This is a genomic window from Maricaulis sp., assembly GCF_034670125.1.
Taxonomy (GTDB): domain Bacteria; phylum Pseudomonadota; class Alphaproteobacteria; order Caulobacterales; family Maricaulaceae; genus Maricaulis.
In genome coordinates, this window is sequence record NZ_JAXMOC010000006.1 from 63,993 (window position 1) to 86,886 (window position 22,894).

A 22,894-nucleotide genomic window follows, 5' to 3' on the forward strand; every position below is an offset into this window, starting at 1 on the left:
TGCCTAGTTGCGCATACGCAGGGTCACGCCGTAGGTGCGCGGCTGACCAAGGAAGGCGTTGAACGAGCCAGGCTGGAACGGTCCGTCAAAACCGACCTGCACATATTCTTCGTTCAGCAGGTTGCGACCCCACAGCTCGAACGACCAGGCTTCGTCCTCGGCGCTGAGACCGACGCGGCCATTGAAGACCATGTAGCCGTCCTGGACCTTTTCCGGGTCAAGGTCAGAGCCGGTGTTCTGCTCGGACATCCAGCGGCCATCGAGGTGGGCAAGCCAGTTCATGCCGCCCTCAAGCTGACCGGTGTAGGACACCGAAGCCGAGGTGTACCATTCCGGCGCCAGCGAGAAGTTCTGGCCAGACAGGCGATCGACATCGGCCGTACCGGTCGGTGCGAAGTTGTCATAACGCGCGTCGGCGTAGGTGACACCACCCTGAACGGTCAGGCCCGGCATGCTGTCCGGCAACCACAGGATTTCCGCTTCCGCACCCTGGGTCGACGCGCCGTCGATGGAGGTGACGAAGAAGCCGATGCCGTTGAACGTGTTCAGTTGGTAGGTCTCAAAGTCAGAGCTGAACAGGTACAGGTTGGCCAGCAGCGTGTCGTTGAACCATTCGGTCTTGAAACCGAGCTCGACACTGTCGACGACTTCCGGATCGAAACGGGCCGGATAGGACGTCGGATCAGCCAGGACAGACTGGAAATCAACCGCAGACGAACCCGCCTGTGTGAAGCGGTCCAGGTTGAAGCCACCCGCCTTGTAGCCGCGCGAGAACGTACCGTAGACGAGAAGGTCGTCATTGATGCGGTGCGAGACGGAGAGCAGGCCGGAGAACTGGTTTTCTTCCAGCGACTGGGTGTTGTCGATCTGGGCGTAGACATCACGCGAGAACGGCAGGCAGGTGAAGGTACCGAACTGGACCAGCGAGGCCACCGGCACGCCCGAACCAGCCGAGAAGCCAGCCAGGATGGCCTGGTTGGTCGGGGTCGAGAAGTCCAGCGCATCGCCGAACACGGCTTCCCAGACGTCACAGGCCGGCACGGAGCTGTCTGCAAAGTCAAACGTCGCTTCCTTGTCGGTGCTGGTGTGACGCAGACCGAAGGTGATGTCGGTGTTTTCCAGCACATGCCAGGTGTTGTGCGTGAAGAAGCTCAGGCTTTCACCCTGCTGGGTGAAGGTGTCACCCAGCGGGTTGCCACCGCCGAGCGGGGCGCCGGAACCCGGAGCCAGACCGCCGAAGCCCGGAATGAAGGTAAAGCCGAGACCATTGGCCAGATCGGTGACCAGGGTCGGGCTGCCACCGAGCAGGCCGAGATAGGGTTCAAAGACACTGCCCATCTGGATGGCATCGCCGCGAACGAGGTTCTCGTCCGAGAAATACATGCCGAACAGCCAGTCGACGCTCTCGCCCTCGCCGGAGAAGCGCAGCTCGAACGTGGTGTTGTCGAAGTCAAACGTGTTGTTTTCCGCATTACGGAACACGATATCGGCACCGGTGAAGTCGGTGTCCTGACCGGAACGCAGGCTGTAGCTGCGGTCCGAGACGATGGCCGTCATGTCAAAGTTGTCGAACTCCCAGGTCAGCTCGCCGCTGTAACCGTGGTCGATGATGTTCTGACCGGTATCGCGGTTGGCCTGGATCACGCGGCTGAACGGGTCTTCGGACCCGGCCAGCGGGCGCGCGCCCGGCACCAGGGCATTGATTGCAGCGGCGGTCGGACCGGAGACAAGGCTCGGTGCGCCACAGCAGAATTCTTCCCGCTTGGTATAGTCAGCCGACAGGAGCAGGCTGATATTGTCGGTGAAGTCGAGCAGGAACTGCGTGCGCAGCGTGTAATAATCCTGATCGCCATCGCGGTCTTCGGTGCGCGGTCCGCCGAACGTTTCCACCGTCTGGAAACCGTCACGCTCGCGATAGGCGCCGAACACGCGCATTGCGAGGTTGTCGGCAACACCACCGGTGAAACCGCCAGCCACGCCATAGCCCTCTTCGGAGCCGGCGACATATTCCAGTTCCGCGTGCGAGCTGAACTCGTATTCCGGACGCTTGGTCACGACATTGATGATGCCGGCCGAGGTGTTGGCGCCGAACAGTGTCCCCTGCGGGCCACGCAGCACTTCGATGCGCTCAAGCTCACCAAGATCATTGAAGCCGACGCCATTACGGGCGCGCGGCACACCGTCGATCACGATGCCGACCGATGATTCAAGACCCGGATTGTCGCCAACCGTACCGATGCCGCGGATGCGGGCGGTGGTGACGAATTCATTCGAGGTCGACGTGACGTTGATGCCCGGCGCGATGACGGCCAGGTCTTTCAGGTCACGAACGCCGGCGTTCTGGAGCAGCTCGGCGTTGTAGGCCGTCACGGCAACCGGAACGTCCTGGATACCTTGTTCGCGCTTTTGCGCCGTCACGGTGATGACGTCGACTGAGCGGCTCTCCTGGGCGGCAGCCTGGGCGCCGGTCAAAGCGATGGCCGAGGCAGCTGCGAACAGAAGTGTGCGTTTGGTGGATGACATACTCTAACTTCCTCCCGTTGGGTCGACGGTCATGCCGTCGCTCGTTATTTCGTGCGGCCGACAGGGGGATGCCCCATCATTCGATCCCAACTTGATCGAATTGCGATGACGGGTGAAGCACAATTGCAGCGTTGCCCACACGGAAATCCGCACCGGATGCTCGAAAACAGACACTTTTTGGACAGCTGTTGCATCCAGGGCACAGAATTGTGACGCGCGTATGAGATGGATGACCGGGCGGCGCAGTCATCCGCCGAGCGAAGGACGGAGATAGTTTGTGTTCAAACCGATAGCGGGACTGTTTGCCGGCATATTCCTCACAAGTGCAGCCTGTGGGCAAACGAGCACACCCCTGACTCCCGACCTGATCTTCGAGCTCGAAGCCGCGTCTGCGCCCAGCATAACACCAGATGGTCGACAGATCGCCTATGTGCGCCGCACGAACGACGCCGGGACTGACCAGACCCGATCTTCTATTTGGCTGATCCGGGCGGATGGCTCCGACCATCAGCCCTTGGCATCGACGGCTGACACAACCGGTTCGCCACTATGGTCGCCGGACGGCCAGACGCTGGCCTATACCCACGCCGGTGAATCCGGTGTGAGTCTGCGCACCCGCAGGCGTGATGGACGGGACACGCTGGTGACCGAATTGCCCGGCCCGCCAGGCGGGCTGGCCTGGTCGCCCGATGGCCAGCGCCTGGCCTGGTCAATGTTCAAGGCCCTGCCGGGACCGGTCGCAGCCGCCCTGCCCGAGGCGGACGAGAATGCCGACCGCGCAGCCCCTGCCGAGGTCGAGAACCGGCTCACCTTCCGCCTCGACGGAGCCGGCAACATTCCGCCGGGTGTCCAGCAATTCTACATGATCGACCTGCGAACCGGGACAACCACCCTCCTCAGCGAAGATGGCTTGGGGGGGTCCGGCGACTTCGTCTGGTCAAGCGACGGCGCGTCCCTGATCTTTGCTGCCGACCGGCGCCCGCAATTGGGACAGTTGCCACCAGACAGCGAACTGTACCGACTGGACATCGCAACCCGTGAGGTCACCCAGCTGACGGATCGCGCAGGACCGGACGGGTCACCGCGAGCCTCGCCGGATGGCAGATGGATCGCCTATCTCGGTTTTGATGACCGCCGGATGGGGTATCACAATACCGAATTGTACATTGTTCCGAGCGAGGGCGGAGCCGCCCGGTCTCTGACAGCATTCCTCGATCGTTCGGTCGGCAATCCCCTGTGGGCCGCCGACAGTTCCGGCATCCATATCCAGTTTGATGACCGGGGCACGACCCGTGTCGGACTTGTCGGCCTGGACGGCTCATTTCGGATTGTCGCCGAAGGCCTGATCGGCTCGACATTCGGCCGCCCCTATACCGGAGGCGATTATGCGGTCTCGGCGACCGGCGACGTGGTCTTTACCACGGGTTCTCCGCAGCAGCCCGCCGAGCTGGCACTGGTCTCCGCCGATGGCGGACAGCGAATGCTGACCCGGCTGAACAGCGACGCGCTGTCCGGGGTCGCCCTGTCACCGGCCGAAGCTGTGAGCTGGGCCTCGCCGGCCGACGGGCGAGCCATCCATGGCTGGGTGCTCTACCCGCCGGGTTTTGACCCGTCACGGTCCTGGCCGATGATCCTGGAAATCCATGGCGGTCCGTTCACCGCCTATGGTCCGGCCTTTTCCGCCGAACTGCAGCTGATGGCCGCCGCCGGTTATGTCGTGCTCTACACAAATCCGCGCGGATCGACGAGTTATGGCTATGATTTCGCCAACCTGATCCACCACGCCTACCCCGGTGAGGACTACGACGACCTGATGGGTGGGGTCGACTACATGCTGGAGCGCGGCTTCATCGACGAGAACCGGCTGTTCGTGACGGGCGGCTCCGGGGGCGGGCTGCTGACCGCGTGGATCATTGGCAACACCGACCGCTTCGCGGCCGCAGCCTCGGTCAAGCCGGTGATCAACTGGACCAGCTTCGTGCTCTATTCCGACTTGCCGCAGTTTTTCTACCGCTACTGGTTCGCCAGCCCGCCGTGGGAAGATCCGGACGAATACTGGCGTCGGTCGCCGCTATCGCTGGTCGGCAATGTGACCACACCCACCCTGATGATGGTTGGCGGAGCCGATGTCCGTACGCCGCGGGCGGAAACCGAACAGTATTATTCGGCACTGCATATCAATGGGGTGCCGACGCGACTGGTCATCATTCCGGACAGCTTCCACGGCATATCCAACTCGCGCCCGAGCCGGCTGTTGACCAAGGTCGCCGAGATCCTGCGCTGGTTCGAGGAGCATGATCCGGGCGCCGCACCCCGATCTGCGCCGCAGACACCATGACCGCGTTCAAGCTCGCCGCCATCCAGGCCGCTCCGATTGTCTTCGACCGGCAGGCCTCCACCGACAAGGCCTGCGAACTGATTGCAGAGGCCGGACGCAATGGCGCGAGCGTGGCGGCCTTCGGCGAAACCTGGCTGCCCGGCTACCCCTTCTTCATCGAAGCGCCGTTGGGCGATCTGTGGTGGGAGGCCGCCGCGCTCTATCTGGAACAGGCCGTGCGTCTGGACGGGCCGGAAATCGCGCAAATCTGCAAGTCCGCCCGCGCGGCGGGGACAGATGTGGTGATCGGAATCGCCGAACTGGACCCGGCCACCGAGAGCTCGATCTATGCCAGCCTTGTCTTCATCTCGAAGGATGGTGAGGTCATGGGGCGGCACCGTAAACTCAAGCCAACCCATCATGAGCGCTCGGTCTGGGCGGATGGTGACGCGGAAGGACTGGTGGTTCGCCAACGCCCCTATGGCCGTCTGTCCGGGCTCAATTGCTGGGAGCACAATATCGTGCTGCCGGGCTTTTCCCTGATCGCCCAAGGCACACAGGTCCATGTCGCCGCCTGGCCGGGTCACGAGCCGCAAAGCGCGCCCAGCGATCCGGTCTGGGCGCGACAGGTATTATTGTCCCGGGCCTTTGCCAGCCAGGCTGGCGCCTATGTCATCGCCGCCGCAGGCCTGCGGCTCGATCAGCACGTGCCGGATCGGTTCAAGTCTCTGAACGCCTTTGAACACACCGGCCAGAGTGTCATCATCGATCCGCGCGGCGAGATCATTGCCGGACCGGCCAATGGCGAGACCATCCTTTATGCCGAGGCCCATCTGGACGAAGTCCGAAAGGCGAAAGCCGCCTGTGATCCGGCCGGTCACTATTCGCGGCCGGATCTGTTCGAACTGCGCCTGAAGGGTCAGACAGTGTTCCCGACCCGGCAGAGCTGACCCGGGCCGGCCCAAACCAGCTTCAGTTGTCAGGCATCGATGCTGGGGCGAGCGGCGACCGCCTCACGCCAGCGGGCCAGATTGTCCAAGCCTTCCGGCATGGGCAGTTTGATCCAGGCACTGAAGTCGACGAACACAAAGGCGGCGATATCAGCCGCACTGAACGCCTCGCCAGCCAGATAGGCCGCCTCACCCAGCCGGGCATCCAGATCCTTGAGGCAGGCCGTCGCCCGCGCCCGTCCGCGCTCGACCAGTTCAGGCACCTGGGCGTAGCGATTGGGGCCGGTGACCGAGGAATCCTTGAAAAACTCGGACCGGTTACGCAGCGCTTCGGCGACGCCCATCAGGCCCTCGCCCTCGACCCGGGCCGTCCACTCGGCGACCAGCGCCTTTTCAAGCGGCGTGCGGCCCAGCATCGGCGGATCCGGAAAGATTTCCTCGAAATAGCGGGCGATCGAGGCATTGTCGCACAGCACGGTGCCGTCATCGAGCTGCAGGGCCGGCACGGTACAGCGCGGATTGATCGCCTTGAATTCCGGCTCAAACTGGGCGCGCGAGCCCAGATCAACCTGCTCGATCTCGATATCGATACCTTTTTCGGCCATCAGGATACGGGCCCGGCGCGGACTGGGTGCCGCCTTGAAGTCATAGAATTTCATGGTCACTCCTGGTGGAAAGCGGGCGGATGATCATCCGCGACATTGAGCCGGCGTTCGATCTCGCGCCCCAGCGCGATCAGCGTGCCTTCTTCGAAAAGGGGTGCCCACAGGCTGGTGGTCTGCGGAACCCGGTGCGTGGCACCGCCATCACTCGCCGGATCGCCGAAAATGGTCCGGGTGGCCATCTGGTTATAGCCGGACTTGATCGCCAGTTGCGGATGGCCGGTATAATTGGTGATGACGAGCAGGGCATTGGCAAAATTGGGGGCGATCATGGCGTCCAGCCCCTCCATCACGCCGTCCATCATCTCCATCACCTCCCGCCGGAAGCGGTCGACATTGATCAGATCGACGGCGGAGATGAAGCGCGCCCGGCGCCAGGTATTCGGCCAGGCCGCCGGAGCCTGCCAGACCAAGCTGTCATCCTCGCCGGACAGGGTCAGATGTTCAAACGCGGCGGCGGATTCCGCTTCCACCACTGCGAACAGGCCATCATAGGGCAGATCGGGCAGTTCGACCTCGACCAGCTCGACGCCCGCGTCGCGGGCGGCGGCCAGCGCCGCACGGTCGGCATCACTTCCGGCCTCGAACCAGGCTGGATTGTAGCCGACCCGCATACCGCGAACCGGCCGGGCCGCATCAATCTCCAGTCCAACATCAAGCGAACCGGCATCCGCCGCGTCAAACCCGTTGAGCGCGGCGAGGACCAGACCGGTATCCTCGACCGAGCGGCAGATCGGTCCGATCTTGTCGAGCGACCAGCAAAGCGCCATCGCCCCGTGCCGGGAAACGCGTCCGAATGTCGGACGCAAACCGGTGGTGCCACAGCGATTGGACGGCGACACGATGGACCCCAGCGTTTCCGTGCCAATACCAAAGGCGATCAGACCCGCTGCGGTCGCCGACGCCGAGCCGGCGCTCGACCCTGACGAACCCTCCTGTGTATTCCACGGATTGCGGGTGATGCCGCCGAACCAGCGATCACCATAGGCCAGCGCGCCATTGGTGGTCTTGCCGAGCAGGACAGCCCCTGCCTCGCGCAATTGCGTCGTCACGGTGGCGTCGGTCTCGGCGACGCGGTCCTGATAGGGCGTCGCCCCCCAGGTCGCGCGCACGCCGGCCACGTCGACAATGTCCTTCATGCCATAGGGAATACCGTGCAGCGGGCCGCGATCCTGACCGGCTGCGAGCTCGCGGTCGGCCGCATCCGCCTGGGCGCGGGCGATGTCCTGGGTCACGGTGACAAAGCATTCCAGCGCGTCGCCATGCATCGCGATCCGGTCGAGATAGATGTCGGTCAGCCGACGCGAGGTCAGCACGCCGCGCCGGATCCACTGGCCCTGCTTCCAGACCGGCGCAAACGCGATGTCGGTCGGATTGGATGGCAGCGGCCCGGCATCGACGCCCGACGTGGTCATCCGGTTGCTTTGCTCCCGATAGCGTCGGGACCGAAGGCGCGGATCAAAAACCGTGGCCGGTGCCAGCGTGTTGGGTTTGGCGTGGGCCCGCTGCCGGCTCATCCGGTCGATCCAGCCATCGATCTCGGCGACGACCATTTCGCGCTCGGCATCGGTATAACGCACATCAAACAGGGCTTCGGCACATTGCAGCGACTGCGGTGTGACGGCTTCACCCGCCGCGACACCGGCGGCATTGTCCTGCCGCGCCGCCGCGGCCCCTGTTGCCCCGGCCGAGACGACAGCCAAAGCGCCGCCCTTCAACAAATCCCGTCGAGAGGTTCTGCGTTCTGCCATGATCTTCTCCCCCATTTTCGTTCCAGAAAGTGCGGTGCCGACCACCGCATTTCAATAGCTTGCACCAGATGGCCGCCCGTTTCCCCTCAAAATTGCCTCAATCCGAGCCATTTCGCTTCACAATTGCAAATTAACCATGATGTCAGAGCCAATCCGGCTTGGTCGAATGAGGGGGAGGCCATGCCCTTAGATCAGAACATCGTAGAAGCCGATCTGGAGTTACGCCCGGATCTTGCCGAATTCCGCGAGACCCGCGCGCCTGCCGCGCTGATCCAGCTGGGTCGTGCCCGCGCCATAGCCCGGGCCCGTCGGGCCGATCTCCTCAAATTCCGCCGCACCTGGGGCGGTGCCGTCGAGGATACAGAAGGAACGGACAAGCCGGCCGTCAAGCCGATTGACCGGGCCGCGATCTACCCGACTTCGCACATCCTGCATTTCTCAATCCTGGCAACGCTGGTCCTCTTCGAAGGTCTCGCCAATGCCTATTTCTTCTCCACCGGTTCCGACCTTGGACTGCTGGGCGGCTGGCTGCAGGCGATCACCGTCTCCTTCACCAACGTCATCGCCGGCTTCTTCCTGATCGGTTTCATCGGTCTGCGCCACATGTCCAACCGCAACCGGCCGATCATTTCCGGTCTCGCGGCCGTGGGCGTCATTATTGGTGCGGCGATCCTGGTGATGCTCAACCTGACCGCGGCCCATTATCGCGACCTGCTGGAACTGAACGCTGCGACGCTGGCGCTTGGCGGGTCCGAGTTGACCGGCACGGTGCTGGCCCCGGTCGTCGAGGCACGCGCCAACCCGTTCGGCCTGCAGACGCTGGAAGCCCTGCTGCTGTTCATTCTGGGCACCACTTTTGCCGCCATCGCCGCCTTCAAGGGGCGCACCTTTGATGATGCCATTCCCGGCTATGGCGGCGTTTCCCGTCGCCTGGAAGCGGCGTCGCGCGAGCTGGAGAAGGCGCTTGAAGCGGGCTGGAAAGACGCCCGCAAACTGTCACAGCCGGAGCTGGAAGAACTCGTCGAAGCCAAAAATCTCCTCGACGATATCTGTCAGGACTTGGCCGGGCCGCGCGAGCGCAGCTAAGCTGCACCCGTGGGTCACCGCCAGCGGTCGATTCACGGGTTAACGACCCAGGGGGTGGGGAATGTCCGGACGCGACGCCATAGGCCTGTTCAATCTCGCTGTCGTAGCGGCGGTCATCGGTGGCATCAGCTATGCCGCTTTCAAGCTCACGCCGGACGAGTATGACAGCCAGACCCTGTGTTTGGCCGACGCCCTGCCGCCGCACCGGGTCGTGGTCATCGACAAGACCGACCTGTACTCCCCGGAACAGGCGGGCGGCATTGAAGCCCTGATCCTGGCCGAGCGTGACGGCCTCGCGGTCGGTGAACGCTTCTCCCTGTACGAGTTGAACGAGAGCGGGCAGCTGCGCAATACCAACAGCTTCTCGCTGTGCAATCCCGGGGCGGGCGAACAGGTCAATCCGCTCTACCGCAATCCCGAACGCATCCAGGCCCGGTATGAGGCGCTATTCGCCGATCCGCTGGACCGGGCGCTGGCCGACCTTGTCCTTCCCAAGGACGCACCATCGAGCCCGATCATTGAGGCCCTGGCGCGCCTTGCCCAGGATCCCAGCTTCGACAACACCGTTCCCGGCCGTCGCATCGTGCTGGTCTCGGACATGCTGCAGAACTCCGAAATTTTCTCGGTCTATGGCCGCCGGCGCGGAGCGCTGGATGTCCGGATTCCACCCGCTGACACCGTTGCCACCGCTATCCGGGACACCTATGGCGACTCGCTGCGCGGCGTCGGCCTGGAGATCCATCTGATCCCGCGCGATCGCTGGGAAGCGGAACAGCGAGGGCCGCTTCGCGATTACTGGAACGAGGTTTTCCGTCGCCTCGGCGTCAATGCCCGCTGGGCCGACATCTGAATAATCCCATCAACGACAGGCAATCCGGTTATCCACAGGCAAACCCCGTGGATGCATAGAATATGCATTTGCCAGCGATGCGACCCACCCCACAATATGTTGTGTTGAATTCAGGCAGCAGCGCAACTGATGGGGTTTGATATGGCGATCACCGCCAGACAGCTGGAAGAGGCCCTCGCATCGCCGAGCCCGCGATCCAGCGCGCCTCCACCCCGCGACACTGTGTTGAACCGTGACGTGATTTCCCTCTGCGCCCGCCAGAGCCATCTCAACGAGCTCGCCTTCCGCCTGGCCGATCACGGCCATACCCATGTCGGTGATGTGATTGCCTTGTCGCGCTACACCCTGATCGATCTGGCCGATGGCGAGACGGCCTTGGTGGACAGCCTGGAACTGGTCCTCGGGCATCTCGGCCTGCAGCTCGAAACTCCGGCTGCCGGGTGGACAGCACCACCTGGGGACACCATCGACGCCCTGCTTGACTGAAAGCGCAGCGGCTGCGCTTTGCCTTTTGATCACGGCCCCCTATTTCCTTGGTCGCAGTCAGCCAGCCAGGTAGAAGTCCATGATCACAGTCCACCATCTCAACAACTCCCGCTCCCAGCGGATCCTCTGGCTGCTTGAAGAGGCCGGCCTGGACTACGAAATCAAGAAATACATGCGCGATGCGACCACCATGCGGGCGCCACAGGCGCTGCGTGACATCCATCCGCTGGGCAAGTCCCCGGTCATCTCGGACGGCGAGATCGTCGTCGCCGAGTCCGGTGCCATCGTGGAATACCTGGTCGACACCTATGCCCCCGCCCTCAAGCCGGAGGCCGGGACAGCAGCCTATCGCGACTATGTCTACTGGATGCACTTTGCCGAGGGGTCCTTGATGACACCCCTGCTGCTCAAGCTGATCAGCGACCAGATGCCCAAGTCCAAGGCGCCTTTCTTCGTCAAGCCGATCATCCGCCAGGTCGCGGCCCGGCTGCGGTCCAGCTTTGTCGATCCGGAACTGGCCTCCCTGTTCGGTTTCATCGAGGCCCGTCTCGAAGGGCGGGAGTGGATTGCCGGCGACACCTTCAGTGGCGCCGACATCCAGCTGACCTTCCCGCTGGAGGCCGCCGCCGCCCGGGGCGGGCTCGACGCGCGTTATCCAAACCTGAAAGCCTATGTCGCCCGAATGCAGGCCCGTCCGGCCTACAAGGCCGCGATCGAGCGTGGCGGGGCCTACGGGATCGTCGGCAGCTAGCAGCCCGGTCGCGAATGCGGGATCAGCGGTTCTGGATCCGGAAACCAATCCGGAAGACGGCACCGGAATAACTGCGCAAGTCGATATTTGAATCATTGTCCACGTAGCCGGCCTCGCCGAACAGGATCATCTGGTCGCCGAGATTGTGCTCAAGACGACCGGTTGCCCGCCAGCGGGTATCGTCCCGGTCGAACGCCTGTGCGATCGAGAACGGCCCCTCATAGGACCGCTGCGAGGCTTCCAGACGCAACTCGCCGCGCGTCGCTTCGGCCAGTTGCCACCAGGTCCGCGCTCGCAGCTGCGCCTCGGTGAAGCTGAAGCGCTGGGCGTCGGCCCGGGAGTCGGTGAAGAAGCCGGCCAGGTACCAACCGGACCGGCGCTGCTGGCCATAGCCATATTGTTCAAGCCCCACGCGCCATTGTGACTGGTCCAGCCCGGCGACAACCTGATCGCCGAAGTCGTACTGGTTGGCCCGCAAGCGCAGCACGGTCTCGCCGCCCGGCTGGCCGCGATAGCGCAACTGCCCCTCGGCCTGGAGGCGCGTGTAATGGCGATCGCCGTCGCGATTGAGAACCGAACCTTCCGCGGCGACCCGCATCTGCCAGTTTTCACCGACCGGGGCCCAGTATTGCAGGCGCGGGGTCAACAAGAGGGAGTTGAGATCATCCCGGTCATCGTAGCGGCGCAGGCGCGCCTGTTGTTCGAAGCGCCAGACCCGCCCCTCGCCGACCGGCCGTACGAAGCGGAACCAGTTATTGCTGTCGAAGCCGGTTTCCAGGTCGGAGGCTCCTTGTGGTTCCAATACGTCCTGATCGATGAACGGGTCTGACCGCTCAACAGCATTGTCCGACCGGAATTCGAAGCGCGCATCCTGGGCGCTGGCCGCAGCCGGCATCATGGCGAGCCCGATCGCACTGCCCAGCAGGGTCTTGAGGCGGAATGTCATGGCGAAACCCCCGATTGTCATCTCGTTGCCTGAAGCTTATCGCCGCGGTTCGGCTTTCACCATCGCCTTGGCGCCTTAATCTTGATAATTTCAAGCCGTAGTCTCCCAACGGGGCCGAAATTGGACGGGCATGTTCAGTCTTCCGACAGGTCCGGAACATGCAGGAGTGACCATGGCAGGCAAGGATCGTCAGGACCGCTCCGGTCCGGGTAAATCGGCCCGGCCGGCTGACTTCTTCCGCTCGGTCGACAGCGCCCCCAAGGGCATAAGCGTCAAGCGCGACCGGTCGGTTACCGACGGTTTCCTGATCACCTTCCTGGCACTCACCATCCTCGCCCTGTCGACAGCCGCCTGGGCGAACACTCGCTGGCCCGGCAGTGTTCCGACCGATCTCATTTTCTTTACGGCCGACCGCTTCAACGCCGTGCTTCCGATCCGCATCTTCCTGGTGATCTTCTTCATCAGCTACGCCGCCTATGCCTACGGCCCGGTTCTGGCCAAGCTGCGGCTCGGTTTCAGCTTCCTGATCAAGCTGGCCGGCGTTGCCGCCATTGTAGACGGAGCGGCGATGCTGTCCTGGCAACAGGCCGACGCGGTCTGGCCCGTCCATGTGCAGCAGATCCTGGTCGGGCTGTCGGGTCTGGCGATCTTTCCGCATACCGTGCTCAACCAGGCGCGACTGCCGGGGCCTTGCGGGTCACCGGTAAAACGTCGCGGTCGATACCATGAATACTGGCTGGTCAGTCTCGCAGCTCTGACCTCGGCCATCGGTGCCGTGGTGGCGCTGACGCTTTATGGTGGCGAGGTAGAACAATTGCGCAATCTGGCGCTGCTCGGCGGCATGGGCCCGGGCGTGTTTCTTGCCCAGCAGTTCTTCACCGTGCAGCTCGCCTCGATTGGCTGGATGCGGAACACCCTGTCGCGACGCCGGTCCTTTTCACCGCCCGTCGCGGTCCTGATTCCGGCTCACAACGAGTCCCACCTCATCGCCCAAACCATCGACGCCATCGACGAGGCGGCGGCCCATTATGACGGTCCGGTGCGCATCCTGTTGATGGAGAACTGTTCCAGCGACGATACCGCCGACGTGGCCCGGCAGGCGATTGCCCAATGCCGCTGCGCCCGCGGCGAGGTGATCGAGAGCCTCATTCCCGGCAAGGCCAAGGCGCTCAATCAAGGCCTCGAAATGATCACCGAGGACTACGTGGTCCGCATCGATGCCGACACCCAGATCGACCCGCAATCCTTGCGGCTGGCCATGCGCCATTTTGCCAACGAGACCGTCGGCACGGTCGGCGGACTGCCGCTGCCGCTCAAGCGCACCGGCCTGCTCGACAAGTTCCGCACCATCGAAGTGCTCAACCGCCACGGCTATTTCCAGGTCGCCCTGGGTGCCTTCAACGGCATTCTGGGCATTCCGGGGATGTTCTGCATCTATCGCCGCGACGTGCTGATGGAGGCCGGCGGGATTGTCGAGGAGATGAATGGCGAGGACACCGACATTGTCCTGCGCATGACCAATCTGGGCTATCGGGCTGTCTCCGACCCGCGGGTCAAATTCCGCACCGAAGTGCCCGACAGCATGGAATTCCTGCGCGAGCAGCGGACCCGCTGGTTCCGCAGCCTCTACCATGTCACCGCCCACAATCGCGACATGCTGTTCCAGGGCAATCTGATCACCGGCGCCCTTGTTTTGCCCTTCACGCTGATGAATGGCGCACGCCGGGCGATGATGGCCCCATTGGCGATATATGGCTTTGTGCTGTTCTTCATGTTCGGCGGAATTTACGACCACCCCCACCTGACAACGGTGCTGGCGGTGATGTTCGGCATGCCCTTCATCATGGCCTGTGCGGTGGTCGCCTTCTGGCGCCGCCCGGACCTGATCCTCTACATGCCGGCCTATATGGCGTTCCGGCTGCTGCGCTCCTACTACACGCTGGGAGCCACACTGACGCTGGTCTATCCGCGCTCGTCCAAGGACCGTCAGTTCGAACCGCCCAAGCCGCTATCGGTACCGGCGGAGGAGCGGGTCGGACTGGTCGAGAAGCCCCCGATCGTTGCCGGATAAGCCATCAGCCAATGGCCGCTGGGTTGAGTTTAGCCGAGCTGGCCTGGCCCGGCCGGACGGGTCAGTCGAGCGTCAGGACCGCGCCCTCATCATGGACAACCGCGACATGCTCCTGCCCGATCTGCGAGCGCATCAGCGTGGGCGGCGTGCCCAGCGCATGGGCGACCAGACCCGGAACGGCGACAATCCGGTCAGGCTGGCCCGGCCCCGGACGCGGCAGAATGGCGGCGACCGCCTGCAAGATGGCGACATTGGCAACCGAGCGGATGTCGGCCGTGTCGACACGGCTGGTCCGGTTCATCTCGATCCGATCACCCTCAATAACAATGGGCAGGTCGACATTGGACGGCGCGTGATTGATCGCGATGAAAGGCTCGACTGCCTCTGAAGCGGGGCCGGCCGATGGGTCGACATAATCGAAGTCGATCTGTGCCGACAGCGGCACAAAACTGGCGACCACCTCGGATCCCAGTTCCAGGGCGGCCAGACGGTCCGCTCCGCCCAAGCCGGCCGGGAAGCGCAAGGCGACCCGATCGCGGAACAGGTGCGGCAGACCGGCCAATCCGGCCAGCGGCGCCGTGCCCTCGTCATAGAGGAAGCCTGATTCGGGCAGCAGCTGGACCGGATAGCGGCGCGCCGTGATGGTGCAACCGCCGGCTTCCCGGTGGCGCTGCACCGACACTCGCAGATCATTGCGCAGGTTCTGCACTTCATGCGGCAAGGCCAGCGTGAACGTGTTGAGGCGGCCGGTTTCCATGTGACGGCTATCGATCAAAACACCGTTCAGCTCGGTGTGGATGAGATTGGTAAAGTCGCCCGGCCCTTCGGGCAGGCGGACGGACAACCGCAGCCGGTCGGGCACACGGCCGTCCGGCAGGCTGGCCAGACCGTACCCGACATCCCAGCTACGCGATTCGGCGATCCGCTGGATCGAGGTGTCGACGCCGATATCGCCAAAACGGGTCATCAACGTGTCGTCATGGGATTCGACAAACTCGGTCGGCGACACAAAGGCCGTCCGCGCCAGGGGCAGCATGTCCGAGGTGATGAAGTCGGCAACGTCCATGCGGCCGGCTTCCGTCAGGCCCAGATGAACGAAGTCGCCCTGGCGCCACAGCGTTGCGGCGCCATCATGGCCGGCATTGCCGGACAGGCGGTCGAAACCGCTCGCGGCCAGCTGGTCGGCAGAGCCCAGCAGGATCAGGCCGCGCGACGACAGGCGGTAACGCTCGAGCGCTTCCAGGTCCATGAATTTGACGACATAGCCCCGCTGGGTCATGCGGGCACCCAAGCGCAAGGCCAGCGGAATGAAATCGGCATCGCCGGTTGCCGGCACGGCGATGGTCACTTCCGCCGGCAGCAGGTTGACGACATCGCGCAAGGACGAAACCGCGCTGCGCAAATCCATTTCGATGCCCGAGCGGGAGCCGAGCGTGACAACGGCCCCGATCGACCTGTCATTGTGGCACAGCGCATCCGGCAGATCGCCATGCAGCTGGATGCCAACATTCAATTCCTGACCGTGCAGCACGCTTTCCGGCAACGCGATCACCCACCGGAACTCACGCGAACCGGGGACCAGAACGCGTTCAAGCACCCGTTCGCCATTGACCACGACACGCATGGCCGCGATCGCGGTTTCCGACAGGTCCTGCGTGCCCTGCAGCACCAAGCGGACCTGGTCGACGGGGGTGTCGCGCACAACCGGCAGCTCAAAGGTGGCGTAGGAGGGGTATCCAGCGATGAACAGCCCGTCGCTTTCACCGATATCGGCCAGTGTCACGCTGGAGGGCTGTTCGGGTCCGGCGTCCGCGCGACCTGTGATCACGGTGCCGAACACGTCGGTAACGAACAGGCCAAAACTGCCACGACCGGCGTTGAGGGCACCGGAGTTGAACAGGGTGATCACGCTGGCGAGCGCAATGATGATCAGGATGTAGGAGAACCAGGGCTTCCGCTTGTTCCGGTCGGTGTTCGAGCGCATCACATCCCCCATCGACCGATCCTGTCCGGGATCATTGGCCGGGTTGATTGCGTCCCTCATATCCGACGCCCCCCAGCGACCGAATGATCAAGGGTTAGGCCGTCATTACGGTCAAAGCGCGACGATTTGCGATGAAATCTGGATCAATCGGGGCAAAACTGCGGCACAGGACAAAACGAGCGGGGCACCCGGGTGCCCCGCTCGCTTCAGTTCAGCGTTCCGGCCGGGCGTTCCGACTATTCGTCGTTAGCCGGCTGAGGGGTGGTGCGGAAGTCCACGTCCAGCTCGGCGGCGAGATAGACCAGCGCCACATAAGCCGCGACATTCTGGGCCAGCTCGTCCGGATCGATCTTGTCGAGCGTGTCATCCGGCGTGTGGTGCAGATCGAAATAATCAGTGCCGTTCTGGTTCAACCGCACCGTCGGCACACCCTGCATGGCCAGCGGAATGATGTCCGGGCCGCCGCCGGGCACGTTTGATCCGCCCCGGACGATGCCGAGCGGTCCGATGATGTCACCGACAGCGTCGATGGCCGGCGTGCCTTCCGCGGACACATTCGAGACCAGCTGCCAGACAGTCCGCGCGCCAAAATCGGATTCGGTTGCGAGGACATGATTGCCGATCTCGTCGGCATGCTGTTCGGCATAGGCGCGGGCGCCCAGAAGGCCGACTTCCTCGGCCCCGAACATGACCACGCGGATCGTCCGGCGCGGCCGCTCGGGCAATTGCGCGATCAGCGCAGCGGCAGCCGTGGTGATGGCGACACCGGCACCGTCATCGACGGCGCCTGTTCCCTGGTCCCAACTGTCGAGGTGTCCGCCGATCAGGACGATCTCCTCGGGGTTTTCGCGTCCGATCAGGTCGAGAACAACATTGCCGCTGGTCACTTCCCCGCGCCAGCCGGCGGTCGACCGGATCCGCATCTCGATCGCCTCGCCCGCATTGTGCAGGCGGCGCAGGTGATCCGCATCAGGGTTGGAAACGGCGATGACCGGGATTTCGGCCCACTCGCCATTCATTGAACTCATCATGCCGGTGTGTGGCATGCGATGACTGTCCGACCCGACCGAGCGCACCACAAGCGCCTCGGCTCCGCCACGTTCGGCATGTTGCCAGCCGATACGCCGCCGCTGATTGCTCGGGCCATAACCGGCACCGGTCTGGCTGGGCACCATGGCGTCGCCGTCAACAAAGGCGATCTTGCCGTCCAGCGCGCCATCCCCGACCGCGGTCAGCGCGTCGATATTCCGGAAATAGACAATCTCGGCATTGACCGCCCCCAGGAAGGGCGAGCGCCCCGAACCGCCCAGAGCCGAACCGTACAGTGCCTGTTCGTAGGGCGCGGTCATGACGATTTCCATCTCGCCGCGCTCCCAGTATTCCATGGTGAAAGGCTCGACGCTGACGCGATCGAACCCGAGCTCCCGGCCCAGCGCCTCGCCCCAGTCGCGGCCTCGGGCTTCGGCTTCCGAGCCGGCCAGACGCGGTCCGACACTTGTGGTCAGCGACTCGACAATGTCCCAGGCCAGATCACTGTCCAGCGCGGTCTCGACGAGAGCCTGCGCCGTTTCGGCGTTCTCCGCAGGCAGGACAAATCCGTCCTGGGCCAATGCTTCCGCAGACAGAAAGACTGTCATTCCAAGCGCGATAATTGATTTCATGAAGTCCTCCCGACACATTCGGCGCTCACTATGAGGCCCGCAGCGCATGGCGCAAGCCACACCAGTGTGAGCGCGGGATACAATTTCAGTCGGAGGTGCAGGATGACCGGTGCAATCGCTCAAAAATTCGCGGGCACGCCCAAGGATCTCGGCGGATTCGCTGTCCGCCGGGTCCTGCCATTTGCCCGCCAGCGCATGGTGGGCCCCTTCATCTTCTTCGACCAGATGGGCCCGGCCGAGTTTGCCCCGGGTCAGGGAATCGATGTGCGGCCACACCCTCATATCGGCCTTGCCACGGTCACCTACCTTTTTGATGGCGCCCTCGGTCATCGCGACAGTCTGGGCGAAGACCTGGTAATCCGGCCCGGTGACGTGAACTGGATGACCGCCGGCCGTGGCGTGGTCCATTCCGAGCGCACACCGGCACCCGAGCGCGCCGCCGGACACCGCATGTTCGGCATCCAGACCTGGGTCGCCTTACCGCAAGGCAGCGAGGACATGCCGCCCGCCTTCCACCATCACAAGGCCTCGACCCTGCCCGAGTTTGACCGCGATGGCGGTCGCTTCAACCTCATCCTCGGCACGGCCTGGGGTCACGCCGCACCTGTGGACGCCTTCTCGCCGATCTTCTACCTGCATGGCCTCATGCCGGCCGGTAGCGGAACCGCTCTCGATATCGATCATGCCGAGCGGGCCATCTACGTCGTCGAGGGCGAGGTCACGCTGGACGGAGAGCAGGTCGCTCCGGGCGAAATGGCCGTGCTGGATCCGGGAACGGTTGCGCATCTTCTCGCCCGCACGGACAGCCGGATCATGATGTGCGGCGGTGACAGCCTTGGCCGGCGCCACATCAACTGGAATTTCGTTGCAGCCGACCGGGCATCGATCGACCAGGCCCGCAAGGATTGGTCAGACGCCGCCCGGGCCGGATTTCCGGCCAATGGCCGCTTCATCCTGCCCCCGGGAGAAACCGAGCATATTCCTCTGCCGGAATGAGGCCCCGTACCGGTTTCTTCCTGGCCCGGTACGCGGGGCAGCACTATTGGACACCCGGCGCTTCGAGGGCCCGCTGGGTGACCAGATAGGTCGCGAAACTGGCCAGCCAGTGCCCGCCGGCGTAATCCTCGCCGGTCACCGAAGCGATACCGCTCTCGGCATGCCGCGCCGAGGCCGCCAGCAAGCTGGCACGCCGCGGATCGTCCAGCGGCAGGGCATGGGCAATGGCCTCGAGATTCCAGGCTCGCGACAGGTTGACGCCATCCAGATGGACCAACTTGCCATCGCTCGGGTCGAGAACCACACCCGGTACCAGCCAGTCATCCGGGCCATCCGTCGGAATCACCGGCAGGAATTCGGCCAGCCAATCCGAATAGGCAGCCTGATCGAGAACCCGTCGCATCAGGTCCGCCTCCATCAGGCACGGAGACAGGAAATCCTCGCCGGACGGCTCGTAGCCGATCGGGCAGGCGCGGTCGTCGCGATGAAACCGCAGGCTTGCCTCCACCAACTGCGCTTCGAGCGCCTCATCCTCAACGGTCCGCGCCCAATCCAGGGCCAGGGCAAAACCGAAGGCCGACTGATTATGGGTGCCGATCCGGATTGGATAAGCAAGGTTCGGCAGCCAGCTGCGATACCGGTCGGCAACGACCGCTTCCAGCGGCTGCAAGGCCGCTGCCCAACGGCGCGCCCTGGGATCATCCCATTCCCGCAACTCGGTTCCCAGTTGCAACAGCCAGGCGAGACCGTACGGGCGTTCGAAGGACGCCGTCCCCTCGCGTTGGAAATAGGCGATTTCGCCGGCGATGGCCTCGGGCGTCAGATGCCGGTCGAGCGCTGCCGTTGCTGCCAGGTCGGCATCACTGTCGAGGCCACCGCGCAGGAGGCGAACGATCAGCCAGTGACCATGCACGGCAGAATGCCAGTCATAGCAGCCGTAAAACGCCGGGTGCATGTCGCTCGGGGTCCGGGCGTCGGAGTCGCCCTGCAATACGTGCGAAATCTTGTTCGGGTACTCCCGATCAACACAGTCCAAGGCCAGTTCAAGAAAATGCGTTTCACGCTCCTGTGGAACGGTCTCGGCCTGAGCTTCGGCGATGTTGCTGCAAAGAAACGCAAAATTCGCAATGGCAACAAAAAATGTTCGCGATAACATGAACTTCACCCGCCTATATTGAGTTTCCAAGCCGTGCCTTTTTGGCTTTTCTGGACTCTTTCGATCTGCTACCGGCCCCATACCATGAGGGTTTGGCGCGACTGGCAAGTGACTTGCGTCCGCTGACGTGAATGACCTGGCCCTGCCTCGTTTCGAGGCGATTGCCGGGCAAACAGGTGTCCTGCCCGATAACGCGGCAAAAGCGTTGCGGGTGCACTGGGGGTAAGGAAAAACATGTCCAAGTCAGAACGTCTCGATGGCGGCCTCGAAGCATTGGGTGTCCAGGCCGGAACAATCAATCTCAACTGGAACGAGCCACGGCTTTATCAAGAAGCGGTTCAACGCGGTGAGGCCGAGATTGCCGAAGGTGGCGCCCTCGTGGTCAAGACAGGCGCCCATACAGGACGCTCGGCCAAGGACAAGTTCACGGTCCGCGACAGCGAAACCGAAGACCAGGTGTGGTGGGACAACAACGCCGCCATCTCGCCGGAGCATTTCGACGCGCTCTGGACCGACTTCCAGGCCCACATGGCCGGCAAGGAGCTCTTCGTCCAGCAATTGTTCGGCGGCGCCGATCTGGATCACCGCCTGCCGGTGCGGGTGGTCAACGAGCTGGCTTGGCACTCGCTCTTCATCCGCCATCTCCTGCGTGTTCCAGCTGCTGACGAGTATGCGGACTTCGCCGCCGAGTTCACCATCATCAACCTGCCCAGCTTCAAGGCCGATCCTGCCCGTCATGGCTGCCGCTCCGAGACCGTGATCGGTGTCGACTTCGCGCGCCGCATGGTGCTGATCGGTGGCACATCCTACGCCGGCGAGACCAAGAAATCGGTCTTCACCATCCTTAACTACCTGCTGCCTGCCAAGGGCGTCATGCCGATGCATTGTTCGGTCAATTCGGACAAGGACGGCGAGGACGCGACGATCTTTTTCGGCCTGTCCGGCACCGGCAAGACCACCCTCTCCGCCGATGCCAGCCGCACGCTGGTCGGCGATGACGAGCATGGCTGGTCGCCCAATGGATTGTTCAATTTCGAGGGCGGTTGCTACGCCAAGATGATCCGCCTGTCGGCCGAGGCCGAGCCGGAAATCCACGCCACCACCAAGATGTGGGGTACGGTGTTGGAAAACGTGGTCATGGATCCGCAGACCCGCGTTCTCGACCTTGATGATGACAGCCTCGCCGAGAACAGCCGCGGCGCCTATCCGCTGTCGGCCATCCCGAATGCCTCGGACACCGGTCGCTGTGGCCATCCGAAAAACGTCATCATGCTGACCTGCGACGCGTTTGGCATCATGCCGCCGATCGCCAAACTGACCCCGGCCCAGGCCATGTATCACTTCCTCTCCGGCTACACCGCCAAGGTGGCCGGAACCGAGAAAGGCGTGACCGAGCCGTCGGCCACCTTCTCGACCTGTTTCGGCGCCCCCTTCATGCCGCGTCACCCGGCCGAATACGGCGCCCTGCTGCGCGAGCTGATCGCCGAGCACCAGGTCGATTGCTGGCTGGTCAATACCGGCTGGACCGGCGGCGCCTACGGCACCGGCAACCGCATGCCGATCAAAGCCACCCGTGCCCTGCTCAACGCCGCCATGGACGGCTCACTCAACGGCGCCGCCTTCCGTGAAGACCCGAATTTCGGCTTCATGGTGCCGATCGCGGTCGATGGCGTTGACGCCAGCATCCTAGACCCGCGTTCGACCTGGTTCGACAAAGATGCCTATGACGCCCGCGCGGCCGAACTCGCCACCATGTTCATAGAGAACTTCAAGACCTTCGAAGACCATGTCGCGCCCTATGTGCGCGCGGCAGCACCGAAGGTGCGTGAGCTGACCGCGGCTGAGTAAGGCTGGCGTCACTGCGAGAACGACAAAGCCCCGGCCGGTTGGTCGGGGCTTTTTTCTTGGCTGCTCGAGGAAAAGCGCACGCGCTCTCCGCGCCATAAACCCCTTGCCGGGAGTTAGCCGTATCCGGTTCTTGAGCTCAAGGGTGAAACCGCGAAGCGGCGGCTGCGCCGCCCTTGACCTCAAGAACCGGATACGGCCCGCTGGCTGACAAGGGATCTATGGATCAAGGTGCGCGCGAGGCGCGCCTCTTCTCCTTCAATCCTCAAAAACCGTCATCTCACGGAGCGCGCGGAGCGGACATCCGGGGGATGACGGTGGATTGGGGGCTTTTTCGTTTTATCGAGGGAGGAGTACTAGGCATGGAGCCAAGCGCGCGCGACAAGTCAGAACCAATCCGCGCGACTTGCCCCTCACCCCCGCTTGCCCGCCAGCCGATAACCCAGCCAGGCCATTGGCAGGAAGACTGCCAGTCCGAACGCCCACATCCACAGCGGGCTGGGGATGAAGATGAGATTGCTCAGACCGGCGAAAAGCAGACCTCCGCCAGCGACCAGCGCCAGGGCCAGATGATGCCGGCGCGCCAGCGTGGTGGTCAGCCAGCCCGCCATCAGGGCGCCTCCGCCCCAGGCGGCAATCACCGCCACCCGGTTGATGTCCGGGACCTGCGCAAGCGCCGCATTCAGAGCCTCCCGGTCACTGAGATCCTCCGGGATCAACCCGTCCGGCAAAGGGAAGACCATATGGCCCAGAGCCTCCAGCAGGCCTGTCACAATCCCGCCGCCTATCACGCCGGCCAGTACCGCCAAAATCATCCGGACCATATTGCCTCCGTCGGGTCTGCGCGGGCGACCGTGCG

General features: G+C 63.6%; 17 protein-coding genes. 9 read left to right on the top strand and 8 right to left on the bottom strand.

What is annotated here, in order from left to right; translation table 11 throughout:
• Nucleotides 1-3: 3 nt before the first annotated feature.
• The gene (locus tag VOI18_RS12000) at nucleotides 4-2,523 is read right to left on the bottom strand and encodes a TonB-dependent receptor (protein ID WP_323762655.1); all 2,520 of its coding nucleotides are present in this window, start codon (nucleotides 2,521-2,523) and stop codon (nucleotides 4-6) included.
• 277 nt (nucleotides 2,524-2,800) lie between these two features.
• Here VOI18_RS12000 and VOI18_RS12005 point away from each other — a divergent pair, with 277 nt between their 5' ends.
• Nucleotides 2,801-4,861 (top strand): S9 family peptidase, encoded by a 2,061-nt coding sequence (locus tag VOI18_RS12005; protein ID WP_323762656.1) that lies wholly within the window; start codon nucleotides 2,801-2,803, stop codon nucleotides 4,859-4,861.
• Nucleotides 4,858-5,790 carry a carbon-nitrogen hydrolase family protein gene (locus VOI18_RS12010; RefSeq protein ID WP_323762657.1) on the top strand — a complete coding sequence of 311 codons (933 nt, stop codon included), beginning with the start codon at nucleotides 4,858-4,860 and terminating at the stop codon, nucleotides 5,788-5,790. Before VOI18_RS12005 ends, VOI18_RS12010 begins: the two co-directional genes overlap by 4 nt.
• A 29-nt stretch (nucleotides 5,791-5,819) precedes the next feature.
• Here the strand turns inward: VOI18_RS12010 and VOI18_RS12015 are convergent, their stop codons facing one another.
• Together VOI18_RS12015 and VOI18_RS12020 are read right to left on the bottom strand one after the other, a co-directional pair.
• Nucleotides 5,820-6,449 carry a glutathione S-transferase family protein gene (locus VOI18_RS12015; protein WP_323762658.1) on the bottom strand — a complete coding sequence of 210 codons (630 nt, stop codon included), beginning with the start codon at nucleotides 6,447-6,449 and terminating at the stop codon, nucleotides 5,820-5,822.
• A 2-nt stretch (nucleotides 6,450-6,451) separates the two neighbouring features.
• Entirely contained in the window at nucleotides 6,452-8,203 is a 1,752-nt protein-coding gene (locus VOI18_RS12020; RefSeq protein ID WP_323762659.1) for an amidase, read from the bottom strand.
• A 180-nt stretch (nucleotides 8,204-8,383) separates the two neighbouring features.
• Between VOI18_RS12020 and VOI18_RS12025 the strand changes: the two genes are divergently transcribed.
• The 4 genes from VOI18_RS12025 (at nucleotide 8,384) to VOI18_RS12040 (ending at nucleotide 11,376) form a co-directional block, all read left to right on the top strand.
• Nucleotides 8,384-9,289: a hypothetical protein gene (locus VOI18_RS12025; RefSeq protein ID WP_323762660.1), complete on the top strand. Its 906-nt coding sequence runs from the start codon at nucleotides 8,384-8,386 to the stop codon at nucleotides 9,287-9,289.
• Nucleotides 9,290-9,350: 61 nt separating this feature from the next.
• Nucleotides 9,351-10,139 (top strand): hypothetical protein, encoded by a 789-nt coding sequence (locus VOI18_RS12030; protein ID WP_323762661.1) that lies wholly within the window; start codon nucleotides 9,351-9,353, stop codon nucleotides 10,137-10,139.
• 129 nt (nucleotides 10,140-10,268) lie between these two features.
• On the top strand, nucleotides 10,269-10,625 hold the full coding sequence (locus VOI18_RS12035) for a hypothetical protein (RefSeq protein ID WP_323762662.1): 357 nt from the start codon (nucleotides 10,269-10,271) through the stop codon (nucleotides 10,623-10,625).
• 79 nt (nucleotides 10,626-10,704) lie between these two features.
• Nucleotides 10,705-11,376: a glutathione S-transferase gene (locus tag VOI18_RS12040; RefSeq protein WP_323762663.1), complete on the top strand. Its 672-nt coding sequence runs from the start codon at nucleotides 10,705-10,707 to the stop codon at nucleotides 11,374-11,376.
• Nucleotides 11,377-11,398: 22 nt separating this feature from the next.
• Here the strand turns inward: VOI18_RS12040 and VOI18_RS12045 are convergent, their stop codons facing one another.
• Nucleotides 11,399-12,322: a hypothetical protein gene (locus VOI18_RS12045; RefSeq protein ID WP_323762664.1), complete on the bottom strand. Its 924-nt coding sequence runs from the start codon at nucleotides 12,320-12,322 to the stop codon at nucleotides 11,399-11,401.
• A gap of 172 nt (nucleotides 12,323-12,494) precedes the next feature.
• Between VOI18_RS12045 and VOI18_RS12050 the strand changes: the two genes are divergently transcribed.
• Entirely contained in the window at nucleotides 12,495-14,393 is a 1,899-nt protein-coding gene (locus tag VOI18_RS12050) for a glycosyltransferase (RefSeq protein ID WP_323762665.1), read from the top strand.
• 61 nt (nucleotides 14,394-14,454) lie between these two features.
• Here the strand turns inward: VOI18_RS12050 and VOI18_RS12055 are convergent, their stop codons facing one another.
• Nucleotides 14,455-16,437: a hypothetical protein gene (locus VOI18_RS12055; protein WP_323762666.1), complete on the bottom strand. Its 1,983-nt coding sequence runs from the start codon at nucleotides 16,435-16,437 to the stop codon at nucleotides 14,455-14,457.
• Nucleotides 16,438-16,613: 176 nt separating this feature from the next.
• Complete coding sequence (locus VOI18_RS12060; RefSeq protein ID WP_323762667.1) at nucleotides 16,614-18,038, bottom strand: M20/M25/M40 family metallo-hydrolase; 1,425 nt, start codon at nucleotides 18,036-18,038, stop codon at nucleotides 16,614-16,616.
• Nucleotides 18,039-18,140: 102 nt separating this feature from the next.
• Here VOI18_RS12060 and VOI18_RS12065 point away from each other — a divergent pair, with 102 nt between their 5' ends.
• On the top strand, nucleotides 18,141-19,034 hold the full coding sequence (locus VOI18_RS12065) for a pirin family protein (RefSeq protein ID WP_323762668.1): 894 nt from the start codon (nucleotides 18,141-18,143) through the stop codon (nucleotides 19,032-19,034).
• A 43-nt stretch (nucleotides 19,035-19,077) separates the two neighbouring features.
• On the opposite strand, the gene VOI18_RS12070 is transcribed toward VOI18_RS12065, so the two are convergent.
• Nucleotides 19,078-20,190 (bottom strand): DUF2891 domain-containing protein, encoded by a 1,113-nt coding sequence (locus VOI18_RS12070; protein ID WP_323762669.1) that lies wholly within the window; start codon nucleotides 20,188-20,190, stop codon nucleotides 19,078-19,080.
• A 234-nt stretch (nucleotides 20,191-20,424) separates the two neighbouring features.
• Between VOI18_RS12070 and VOI18_RS12075 the strand changes: the two genes are divergently transcribed.
• Complete coding sequence (locus tag VOI18_RS12075) at nucleotides 20,425-22,038, top strand: phosphoenolpyruvate carboxykinase (RefSeq protein ID WP_323762670.1); 1,614 nt, start codon at nucleotides 20,425-20,427, stop codon at nucleotides 22,036-22,038.
• 410 nt (nucleotides 22,039-22,448) lie between these two features.
• On the opposite strand, the gene VOI18_RS12080 is transcribed toward VOI18_RS12075, so the two are convergent.
• On the bottom strand, nucleotides 22,449-22,859 hold the full coding sequence (locus VOI18_RS12080) for a hypothetical protein (protein WP_323762671.1): 411 nt from the start codon (nucleotides 22,857-22,859) through the stop codon (nucleotides 22,449-22,451).
• Nucleotides 22,860-22,894: the final 35 nt, after the last annotated feature.